Below are 11,148 nucleotides of genomic sequence, written 5' to 3' on the forward strand. Positions count from 1 at the left end.
AAGGAAGACACATGTTATTTGTATGTAATTATCAAATAGCGTATACTAATTTTTCGGAGGTCTTTTCATCATGAAGGATATTCTTGTGGCACTTAATTCTGCCGCCAAAAATCATCGGTCCCAAATATTTTCGATTACCAAGGCAACCGGATTAACGATTTCTGAATGGAAATTGTTGACTCAAGTGATTGCGGGTAATACAACTCAAGAAAAGTTATCTGAAACGACTAAGCTCGATATTTCCACTTTGTCACGCCAATTAAAGAGACTCTTGGAAAAAGAAATGATTGAAAAGACCGCTGTTGGACGTGATAAACGGCAGCTTATTTATACAGTAACCGAAAAGGGAACCAAGTCCAGTGAATACGTTGAAGCAGAAATTGCGAAATTAACCGAGCGGGTATTCAATCATTGGACAGATGAAGAAAAAAATTTATTGAAGATATTGATTAATCGACTTGAACAAAGTTTGGATCGAATATAACGAGCAGGTGAATTTAAATGAAAATTGCGATCGTGACTGATAGCACGGCTTATCTAACTAAAGAAGAACGAGAAAAATATCATATTACGGTAGTGCCGATTCCTGTTATTATCGATGGCCGGGAATATAAAGAAGGTGTCGATCTTACAACCGAAGCCTTTTACGACAAGCTGAAGAATTCTCAGGCGTTTCCCAGCACGTCTCAACCGCCAATTGGTGAAATGATTGAAGTGTACAACTCACTGGCAGACCAGGGTTATGATACTGTTATCAGCATTCATCTTGCCAGTACCATTTCTGGATTTTATAATTCACTGGTTCAAATTGCACCAACCATTGAAAACATCAAGGTGATTCCTTATGATTCAAAAATTACGGTTAAGTTGATGGGCTATTTAGCCATTCAGGCCAGCAAAATGGCTAAACTTGGCCGGACACCCGATCAGATCATTACATATCTCGATGGGCTTCGCCAGACGATCAACGAAGTGTTTGTTGTCGATGACCTTCAAAACCTGGTTCGTGGTGGACGTCTTTCCAATGCCTCGGCATTTATTGGCGGTGTGTTGAAGATAAAGCCGTTACTCACATTTGATGATAAAAGTAATGAAATTGTTGCATTTGAAAAGATTCGTTCTCGGAAAAAAGCTTTGAAACGGGTTGAAGAAATCTTTTCCAAGGTTCATGAACAGGTCGATTATCCACTTAGGGCATTGGTTATCAACGGTAACGACCCCAAGGCAGGAAATGAATGGGCTACCAAAATTCACGAACTTTATCCCGATATGAAAATTGAGCAAAGTTATTTTGGACCAACCATTGGAACCCATTTAGGCGACAAGGCATTAGCTCTTGCATGGCTGCGTGACTTTGATCAAGACAGCCTTTAAAGTGAACTATTTTAACAAGCAATCGCTAATTGTTCAGTAAAACACGAACAAAGCGATTGCTTTTTTTATTTCATGTGATAGACTTTAAGAGTTACATAAATTAAATATGGGGTAGGATTCAATGCGTTAAGTGTCGGAGGAACGGAATGTGAACTTCGAACGAAAAATGACTGGCTACGACTTGTCAGTCTTTTGCGGTGTTGTTTCCGCATTCACTATGTTATTTAGATTTCCACTAAATAATGGTGAGCTCCTTTTGAGGAGATGCTGCATCATGAAGTCATTATCATTAAGTGTTCATAAATTGAGAGTCGTCGATATTGTTGTTTTGAGCATTTTTCTGTCATTGTTATTGGTTCTCAGCCGGTTTACCTTTGGTATTTGGGATTGGAGAGTCAGCTTCGGCTTTATTATAATAGCAATTGCCAGCGCATGGTATGGGCCGGTCTGGTCATCTTTAATTGCTGGTATGGCGGATATCATCGGAACTTTACTTTCTGGTGCTGTGTACTTTCCTGGCTTTACTGCCTCTGCAGTTCTTGGTGCGATGGTCTATGGCTATTTCTTCTATGGCAAAGAAGTGACTGGTAAGCGAATTATCATTTCCCAGCTGCTCATTATGGTTGTTGTTAACACCATTTTGAACACATACTGGCTCTCACTTCTTTTCAAAACACCATTTTTAGCGGCTTTACCGATTAGAATTATCAAAGAACTGCTGAACACACCCATTCAAATGGGATTGCTTTATCTTGTGTTAAATTCCGAGACCTTGAAAAGGACTCAAAAACGTTTGTTCAAATAATACTGTGCGACACATTGGCTTGATGCCTAATGGGCCGCTTTTTGTATTGCTGTGAAAGGAGTTGCCAGCGATGTACCTGATTCGAATCCATAGTATGAAATTTCATAGTCACATTGGCGTTTTAGACGCTGAAAAAATTGTTGGTCAAAATATTCAAATTGATTTGACGGTCAAAGTCGATGCCGAGCCCAAAAATGATGATCTTAGCACAACCGTTTCTTATGCCGATTTTTATCCAGACATTGCCAAGATCGTTGCTGCCAGCCACGCTGATTTGGTGGAAACCTTGGCACAAGAAATTATTGCAAAGATTAAAGGAATTGATCCGCGGATTGTCGAAGTCAAAGTTAACTTGAAGAAACAGGCCACACCTGTTAATGGTGTTTTTGATGATGTTGAAATTGAAATGGAGGATTAATGATGCAAGATGTTTATCTCAGTTTAGGAAGCAATATTGGCAATCGTGAGCTATACCTCCATAAAGCCATTGAAATGTTGGGCAATGATCCACAGATTTTGATTGACAAGGTTGCTGACTTTTATGAAACCTCACCAGTGGGTGGCGTTAAACAACGTTCATTTATTAATACGGCAGTTAAGATTGCGACAAATGATGAACCACTTCAGTTACTCGATAAAATTCACCAAATTGAAGCGGACCTCCAACGTGTTAGAACTGTGCACTGGGGTCCTCGAACAGTCGATATTGATATTATTTTCTTTGGCACGCAAGAAACTCAAATTGATAAACTGACGATTCCGCATCCCGAAGCATTTAATCGGTTATTTGTCTTGATTCCCATCAAACAAATAATGGATCACGATTCTCCATATTATGCCAAAGTTACTCAGAAAATTGATCAATTTCCCGATAAGGATCAGTTAATTGCCAAAAGTAATCATCCGGATTCATATAAAGAATCCATTAAACGTTCAGTGACCAATTTATTGTCCACCATTGGCGAAGATCCCAATCGGCCAGGGTTACTTGAAACCCCTGACAGAGTGGCCAGAATGTATGGGGAAATCTTTGCTTCTACTGGATTGGACGACTTCCAGGATTACAAACTATTTGATGATCCAAACAAAGATTCAAAAATGGTCATGATCAAAAACATTCCATTTTATTCCATGTGTGAACATCATATGATGCCGTTTTGGGGAAAGGTCAACGTTGGTTACCTGCCAAAGAACGGAAAAATCATTGGCCTAAGCAAGATCCCACGATTAGTTGATTTTGTATCACACAAGTTAAGCCTTCAAGAAAAGATAACCGACGATATCGTCAGCCAAATGAATAAAATTTTGGCTCCCCAAGGTGTTGCCGTCGTTGTTGATGCCCGCCATATGTGTGTTGAAATGCGTGGTGTTAAGAAGACCGGATCAATTACACGGACAACCAAGTTTTCCGGTATTTTTGAGGAAAACAGTGCCCTCCGTCATGAGTTTTTACAGTCTCTTTAGGAGGTTATTATGAATAAACCAGCGGAGTTTACAGGTTTTTTATATGATCAAGGTGACCGAATTGCTCTGTTGAAGGCCGTCCTTGATGAGCTTTCAAACCCGGATACGGATTTCTCAATCATCCATGTATGTGGAACCAATGGTAAAGGGTCAACTTCAGCCATGATTGCTTCAGTGTTGAAACAGTTGCATTATCGGGTGGGCATGTTTACCAGTCCGTTCATTGGTAACGTCACTAACGGCATTCAAATTAACGGTCAAAATATTAGTTCATCGGATCGGCAGGCTGCCCTTGAAACCATTGAAAAGATTATGCAGCTGGACCGTTTTAAAGGTCAAAAGCTGTCTGAATTTGAGGCCGAATTTGTTGCATCAATGATTTACTTTTCCAGGCAAAAGGTTGATTATGTCGTGCTTGAATGTGGCCTCGGTGGCGAACTTGATGCAACCAACGCTGTCAGCACGACCATGTATTCGATTTTCACCAAAATTGGGCTTGACCACATTGGCATTCTTGGTGATACCATTCAAGAAATTGCCACTACCAAGTCAAAAATTATTCAGCCAAATAACGTCACCATTGTTGCGCCAAATCAAAGACCAGCTGCATTTGATGTCATTTCCAAAGAAGCTCAAAGCAAGTCGGCACATTTGATAAGTGCCCAAGAAACCAAAGTTGCGGAGTCAGACGTTACGCCTCAATCACAATTGATTCAATTTCAACGGGGAAAAATCTCCGGTAAGTTCCAGTTCAGTCTTCAAGGAACCTATCAAATTGAAAATGTTGCGACAGTTATTACGTGGTTGCTGGATTTTGTCCAGCGGCGGCACATCGATGTGGATATTGATCGATTATTGACAGATGCATTAGCTAACATCAACGTCCCTGGTCGATTTGAAGAGTTAGTGCAGAACCCTAAGATCATTGTTGACGGTGCCCATAATTTGGATGCCATTTCTGCGTTTGTCGATACGGTTGATGCAAAATTCAATCAATTCCACAAGGTGATTATCACTGGATTCTTGAAGGACAAAGATTATACCGACTGTGTTGAATTGCTAACTCAAATTCATGACGTGAGTTTTCGGCTGACGAGTCCGGATAATCCTAAACGGGCACTTTCAGCAAAAAGTCTTCAGGCAACTTTCAAACATTTTACGCAAGTCGATTACCCAACATTTTCCGATCCAATTTCTGCTTTAAAGGCAACTGTTCAAGAGGTTAAACATCAAAAAGACACCATCATCTTAGTGGCTGGCTCTTTTTATCTGCTAAATCCAATTCGAACATTTATAAAAGACGGGAGTTTTCAAAATGACAAATAACAAAATACATTTTACCGGCCGTGGCTTTGATTTTGATATAACGGATGACCCAATTATCTATTCAATTTTAAATTTAACTCCAGATTCGTTTTACGATGGCGGCGTTAATTCCAGTATTGATCAAGTCCTGGATCGAATTGAAACTGAGCAGCAATACGGCGCCAAAGTATTTGAACTCGGTGGTAAGTCTTCAAAACCACATTTTGACGACATTAGTCCAGCTGAAGAATGGGGTAGGGTTAAACCCTATCTGGATGCCATTCAGAAGAAGTTTCCCAACATTGTTTTGGCGATTGATTCAAATACCAATGAAGTCATTGAAGAAGCTTTAAAATCAGGTATTCAAATTATTAATGACATTGATGGTTTTAATTCCGCAGCAAAGCTGAATTTGGTTAAAAAGTATCATCCATCGGTTGTCACAATGTTTAATGGTCGTAACTTTGATGAGCAGCCAGATACACTCGAAGAGACGATGACTAACTTTTTCAATAAAACGATTGCTGATCTGGAGTCGGTGGGTCTTGATAAAGAAAATATTGTGATCGATCCTGGTGTTGGTTTTTCCGATGCCAATACCCTCCAATTTGATTTGACTAAGATGCGTTACACAAAGAAAATGCAACAGTTCGCTGCACCCATTATGATTGCGATTTCTCAAAAGAGTTTTGCTAAGCGTTTGTTTAATGCTGATTCAGAACATCGGCTGATTCCAACATTGCTTTTTGAAGCTTATATGGCTCAAATTGGCGGTCGAATTATTCGAGTTCACAATGTGAAAGAAACTCAAGAATTAATTCAAACTTACAAAATATTTCAAGACATCTTAAATTAGTTATCAAAATAAGGCAAAAAGGGCGAAAATGACGTTTATTAATGAATTAACCACATCGATCGAGATGTTGGAAAAACAAACATATCCGTGGAGCGATTCCAGCAAACTTGACCAAATTAAAACACTGATTCAGCAAAATTCAGCGGGCTTGCGCAATCGGAAATCATCATTACATCTTTCCGCAAGTGCAATTGTCTTCAAAAATGACCAGGCCATCTTTATCCGCCACCCATATTTACACACGATTCTTTTACCAGCGGGGCACGTGGACCCAGGTGAATTGCCGATTGAATGCGCCATTCGAGAATTTCATGAAGAAACTGGTGGGACCGTTATTCAGAACACTGGTAAATTAATTGACGTGAATATTATTGACATTCCCGCAAATCCGCTCAAAAATGAGGGGAAACATCAACATATTGATTTTCGATATACGTTTAAGCAAGCGGATATTCAAGCGGACAACGCCGAACTGCCGGTTTTTCTCCTAATGAAAACTAGTAGCCCAACGGAGTTTCAACCGTATTTTGATTTGTTATCGGTATAAAGTTTGTTCTACGTTGTATTTTAAGAAAGTGTGAAATGAGTAGATGGATAGGAATGACTTTAACATTCGGCCAATGAAGGCTGAGGATTATCCAAATGTCTATCAATTATGGCAGCAAATGCCCAATCCGCATATTAGCGACTTGGATGATAGTTTTGACGAAATTAGTCGATTGTTGCGTTTTAATCCAGGATTTTGTTTTGTAGCAGAGACTGATGATCATCAAATCATTGGCAGTGCATTAGGTGCAACAGATGGTCGCCGTGGGACGATTTATCATTTGGTGACAGATCCGATGATCTCGGGTACAGACTTGAAACGGACGTTGGCAAATCTGATTATAAAAAAACTAAAGGCTGTTAAAATTCATAAAATGTCTGTAACGGTTTTGGATGATAATCAAGATGACCAATTATTTTGGAAAAGTCTGAAGTTTGTCAATCTTGATAATACGAAAAGATATGACAAAATTATTTAGTGATGTCGACTGTCCGAGTGGGGAATCTGGATATTGGAAGTCAAACTTTAAAACAGTTTCTACTTTACATAATATATATTATACGAAGTAGTGAAAAAAGAAAGAAATGACGGGAAATCTCAAATTTGAGACTGACGACCGGTTTCTTTCTTTTTTGTTAATTTCCATTTAAATTGTTTCCAGAATCATTATTGCTCATTATGTTGATTCAGGTTCGAATCCACGATTGGTAATTGTTGGCCTTTACTTTGCAACTATGGCGCAGAATGCGTTTCTCAAACGTCGATATTTCCTTGTGCTTAGACCTTTGCGGATCACTGATTCGTTTTGTCCGTTTTGACTTTATACATCACACGAGTACTTGTTCCAAAACTGACTTTGGGTATTTTCTACTGATGAACTTTTGGCAGTTAAATATGTGATATGTGTTGGACGTATTTTTTACTGAGCACGTTTTGTCGATTATTCATCTGCAGTCGTCAGCATTGGCATTTAATCATTGGTATTAGTTAAGCACGGATTTTATATGTAACGATACTACAAGTTTGGAACTTTGCCTGGTTGGCGTTGTGTGTCATTCTTAACGAGTATTCCGCAACTGTGTCTTTGATTCCTCGATCAAGCACTGGGACCGACAGCAATGGTATCGTATTGCACATTTCCTTAATTTCATATCCGAAGCTGCACAGCCATCTAAAATCCTGATGTGCTCAGCCAACGTCGATGCTGCTGCATGCTGATCTACTGGAACCTGCCTAAAAGTTCTAATCTGTTAACCCATTATTTTATGCTATACTTAACTTAATAAAATATACGTTTTATTAAGTTATACATATAAAAATCTTGAAGCCCTACCAAAATTTGGTATTTTAGCGTTTGCTTAAGGAGTTATTATTTATGAATAATCAACAATATCTCAAACACAATGAACAGCTTCTCCAAACTTTGCCCAGCTATATCAATGAATATTACTTGGACAAGTCAACCGTTCCTTTATCCCCTGCCACTTTGTATCAATATCTCAACGAATTCCACCGTTTCTTAACTTGGACAGTTGATGTTGGAATTGCTGATGTCAGTGACATAAAGGATGTTTCCCTGTCGACTTTGGAGCATTTCAAAAAGCAGGATATGGAGCTTTATAAGTCTTATTTACTCAATCGTGGTAAGCAAACCGCTGCCAACCCTCAGGGAACCATTTCACATCGGACGGTGAATCGGTCATTAAATGCACTTTCAGCTCTCTTTCGGTATCTTACTGAGGAGACTGAAAACGCGGACGGTGAGCCCTATTTTTATCGAAATGTCATGAAAAAGATTGCCTTAGTTTCGGATAATGAGACCTATCAAACGCGTGCTAGGAACATCAAAGATCAACTGATGCTCGGCGATGCGGATATCAAATATGTCGAATTTATCAAAAATGATTATCCAAATTCGATTACCAATAAGCGCACGCTTGTTCTATATAAACGTGACTGTGAACGTGATGTTGCCATCAATGCGTTAATGCTGGGAACCGGAATCCGAGTCTCTGAGTTAACGAACGCGAATCTGAAAGACTTAAACCTGCATAAAGCGACCATTTCCGTTCGACGTAAAGGCGGCAAGCATGATTCTGTGCCAATTGCCGGTTGGGTTATTTCTTATTTACAGGATTATCTGAAAATTCGCAAGCAGCGTTATCTAGCCACAAAGGACACCCCTGCCCTCTTTTTAACGAAAGGGGCTACTTCCCCAAGACGCATTTCAACGGCAACCGTGGAGCTGCTGGTGGCCAAATACTCGCAGGCATTTAACCATGTCAGGATTACACCCCATAAATTGAGACATACTTTGGCATCAAAATTATATTTGGAAACCAACAACGAACATTTGGTGGCCACTCAGCTTGGCCAAAGTTCGACCAAAGCGACAGGCTTGTATACACATATTATTGATACAAAACAGCGAAAAGCTCTCGATGAACTCCACAAGCCACGAAAACATTAGATTTTAAGTTAGACAGACAAAAACCGCTCCTTTCAGATTGTTGAAAGAAGTGGTTTATTTTTTTGCGATTGCTTTTTGATACGCCTGCCACATTTTTAACTGAACCTTTGGAAAGGCAATATCATTGAAATGATCAATCTGAATCCATTTACCAGGAAAGTAGCTGAGATCTGAATCGGCTGGTAAGCTTCCTCTCAACAAGGTAATGTGCCATTGCTGATGAGTGAAAGTATGAATGACGGGTTTGGCCGGCAACTGATGAAGATGGACCGGCAATCGATCCTCAGTGCTCATTTGTTCTTCAACTCGATGAATCAGAACTTCTTGTGAGTCTGATTTATCCTTAATTAAGTCATGTTGGTCAAACATCGGAAACATCAAGAAATTGGCAAGAATGCCGGTTGACGGGCGTTTGTCAAATAAAATCTGGTTGTCCGCGTGTAACACTAAGGCAAAGAAATCATGGCGGACTGGCCGCTTTTTCTTCGTTTTGACAGGAAATTGATCTTCAATGCCGTCAAGATAGGCCTGGTTAAATTCTTTTACCGGGGAATGACTCGAATCATAGTTTGCAGCCGACATGTAGCTGGTACCCAAATCCATAATGGCTTGATTAAAATCACCTGGTCGATCCTTTGAAATGATCTGATCGACCACATTTTCAAAGACTTTTCTTGTTTGGGGTTTGGCAACATCATCGTCAATTTCCAGTAATCTGGAAAAGACTCGAAAGGCATTCCCATCAATGGCTGCCACCGGCTGGTTAAACGCGATACTTGCTATGGCGCCGGCAGTGTATGGGCCAACACCACTGAGTTCTTGGAGGCCCTTAACAGTCGTTGGCCATTGACCATGATAATCCGTCACAATTTGGCGAGCGGCCTTTTGTAAGTTTCTGGCACGAGAATAGTATCCCAGGCCTTCCCAAGCTTTCATCAAATGGGCTTCGTCGGCATCTGCCAGTGCCTGAACGGTGGGGAATTCTTTCATAAACCTCAGATAGTATGGAATAACGGTCTGCACCTGAGTTTGTTGCAGCATAATCTCTGAGACCCAGACGTGATATGGATCATGATCCTTACGCCAAGGCAGATCCCGTTTATGTTGGTCATACCAGTTGAGTAAAGTTTTTTGAAATGCCGTGATCGTCTCTTGGGACCATTCAATCACTTGTAATTCCCTCCATTAATAAAAATCAATGACGCACAAAAACAGCAAGCACCACCATTCATAAGTGTAACTTGCTGCTTAGATCTTAATGCTTTTGCCAGTTTTGTTTAATGAATTTTTCTCGGCCACCCATTTCTTCCATTTGGAATCTTAGTGGGTTCTTTTTGTAGAATTCCTGGTGTTCTTCTTCAGCCGGGTAGAATGGCTTGGCATCTTCGATTTGAGTGACAATTGGGCTGTCAAACTGTTCGCTTTCTGCCAACGCTTTTTTAGAGGCTTCAGCAATTTTGCGCTGTTCGTCATCTTTGACAAAGATAACTGGGCGGTAATTGTCACCACGATCTTGGAATTGACCCATTGCATCCGTGGGATCAGTTTGATGCCAGTAAATTTCAACCAGTTGCTTATAACTGATCACTTCAGGATCAAAATAAATTTTAACTGCTTCTGTGTGTCCGGTCGTATGGCTGGATACTTGTTCATAAGTCGGGTTTGGAACATGGCCGCCGGTATATCCGGAAACAACTTTGTTGATCCCAGGCATGGTATCAAACGGCTTTACCATGCACCAAAAACATCCACCTGCAAAAATTGCTGTATCTTCCATCCATTGCACCTCAATTTCATTTATTCAAATAATTGTTTATATTCACTGTATCCCTTAGCATCCAATTCGGCAACCGGAATAAATTTCAAAGCTGCTGAATTGATACAAAATCTGTGACCGCCGGCATCTTTGGGACCGTCCGGAAAGACGTGGCCAAGATGTGAACCGGACTCCTTACCTTGAACTTCTTCACGGATCATGCCATGAGACATATCCAAATGATTGTCAATGTGGGACTTATCAATCGGTTTCGTAAATGACGGCCATCCACAACCGGCATCATATTTATCAGTTGATGAAAATAGCGGTTCTCCGCTCACAACATCAACGTAAATGCCTTCCTGGTAAAAGTCATCATACTCACCACTAAACGGTGCCTCAGTACCCTTATTTTGCGTTACGGCATATTGTTCGGGCGTCAATCTGCTCTTAAGGTCTTCTTTGTTCATTATAGCCCTCCATCCTGAATAGATTGTGTACAATCTAACTGTTTTCATTATACGGGGCACTCTGATCAAAGTAAACAAAAACGGCCATCGCCAATCAAAGG

Annotated in this window: 13 protein-coding genes and 1 riboswitch; of the genes, 10 read left to right on the forward strand and 3 right to left on the reverse strand. The window is 40.2% G+C overall.

The window, feature by feature from the left end; all coding sequences use genetic code 11:
• The first annotated feature begins 70 nt into the window (after positions 1-70).
• The 10 genes from LKE01_RS00850 to xerS all read left to right on the forward strand — a co-directional run bounded on the left by LKE01_RS00850 (position 71) and on the right by xerS (position 8,821).
• Complete coding sequence (locus LKE01_RS00850; RefSeq protein WP_057962344.1) at positions 71-484, forward strand: MarR family winged helix-turn-helix transcriptional regulator; 414 nt, start codon at positions 71-73, stop codon at positions 482-484.
• A 17-nt stretch (positions 485-501) separates the two neighbouring features.
• Positions 502-1,374, forward strand: a complete 873-nt coding sequence (locus LKE01_RS00855; RefSeq protein ID WP_057962343.1) for a DegV family protein — start codon at positions 502-504, stop codon at positions 1,372-1,374.
• A 105-nt stretch (positions 1,375-1,479) separates the two neighbouring features.
• A riboswitch (THF riboswitch) is annotated at positions 1,480-1,594 on the forward strand.
• A gap of 54 nt (positions 1,595-1,648) precedes the next feature.
• Entirely contained in the window at positions 1,649-2,179 is a 531-nt protein-coding gene (locus tag LKE01_RS00860; RefSeq protein WP_057962342.1) for a folate family ECF transporter S component, read from the forward strand.
• A 70-nt stretch (positions 2,180-2,249) separates the two neighbouring features.
• Positions 2,250-2,597: a dihydroneopterin aldolase gene (gene folB / locus LKE01_RS00865; protein WP_057962341.1), complete on the forward strand. Its 348-nt coding sequence runs from the start codon at positions 2,250-2,252 to the stop codon at positions 2,595-2,597.
• A gap of 2 nt (positions 2,598-2,599) precedes the next feature.
• Positions 2,600-3,643: a GTP cyclohydrolase I FolE gene (folE, locus tag LKE01_RS00870; protein WP_179286848.1), complete on the forward strand. Its 1,044-nt coding sequence runs from the start codon at positions 2,600-2,602 to the stop codon at positions 3,641-3,643.
• Between the two features lie 9 nt (positions 3,644-3,652).
• Positions 3,653-4,969, forward strand: coding sequence for a bifunctional folylpolyglutamate synthase/dihydrofolate synthase (locus LKE01_RS00875; protein ID WP_054768869.1), 1,317 nt, complete (start codon positions 3,653-3,655; stop codon positions 4,967-4,969).
• The gene (gene folP, locus LKE01_RS00880) at positions 4,959-5,804 is read left to right on the forward strand and encodes a dihydropteroate synthase (protein WP_057962339.1); all 846 of its coding nucleotides are present in this window, start codon (positions 4,959-4,961) and stop codon (positions 5,802-5,804) included. The genes LKE01_RS00875 and folP overlap by 11 nt, the downstream gene beginning before the upstream one ends.
• Positions 5,805-5,868: 64 nt before the next feature.
• Positions 5,869-6,351 (forward strand): NUDIX domain-containing protein, encoded by a 483-nt coding sequence (locus LKE01_RS00885; RefSeq protein ID WP_225364641.1) that lies wholly within the window; start codon positions 5,869-5,871, stop codon positions 6,349-6,351.
• 43 nt (positions 6,352-6,394) lie between these two features.
• On the forward strand, positions 6,395-6,829 hold the full coding sequence (locus LKE01_RS00890) for a GNAT family N-acetyltransferase (protein ID WP_057962338.1): 435 nt from the start codon (positions 6,395-6,397) through the stop codon (positions 6,827-6,829).
• 897 nt (positions 6,830-7,726) lie between these two features.
• Positions 7,727-8,821, forward strand: a complete 1,095-nt coding sequence (xerS, locus tag LKE01_RS00895) for a tyrosine recombinase XerS (protein WP_057962337.1) — start codon at positions 7,727-7,729, stop codon at positions 8,819-8,821.
• Positions 8,822-8,875: 54 nt separating this feature from the next.
• Here the strand turns inward: xerS and mutY are convergent, their stop codons facing one another.
• From mutY to msrB, 3 genes are all read right to left on the reverse strand, one after another.
• On the reverse strand, positions 8,876-9,991 hold the full coding sequence (gene mutY / locus LKE01_RS00900) for an A/G-specific adenine glycosylase (protein WP_057962336.1): 1,116 nt from the start codon (positions 9,989-9,991) through the stop codon (positions 8,876-8,878).
• An 85-nt stretch (positions 9,992-10,076) separates the two neighbouring features.
• Complete coding sequence (msrA, locus tag LKE01_RS00905; protein WP_057962335.1) at positions 10,077-10,598, reverse strand: peptide-methionine (S)-S-oxide reductase MsrA; 522 nt, start codon at positions 10,596-10,598, stop codon at positions 10,077-10,079.
• A gap of 20 nt (positions 10,599-10,618) precedes the next feature.
• On the reverse strand, positions 10,619-11,047 hold the full coding sequence (msrB, locus tag LKE01_RS00910; protein ID WP_057962334.1) for a peptide-methionine (R)-S-oxide reductase MsrB: 429 nt from the start codon (positions 11,045-11,047) through the stop codon (positions 10,619-10,621).
• Positions 11,048-11,148: the final 101 nt, after the last annotated feature.

The organism is Lentilactobacillus kefiri, assembly GCF_007989105.1.
Lineage (GTDB): Bacteria > Bacillota > Bacilli > Lactobacillales > Lactobacillaceae > Lentilactobacillus > Lentilactobacillus kefiri.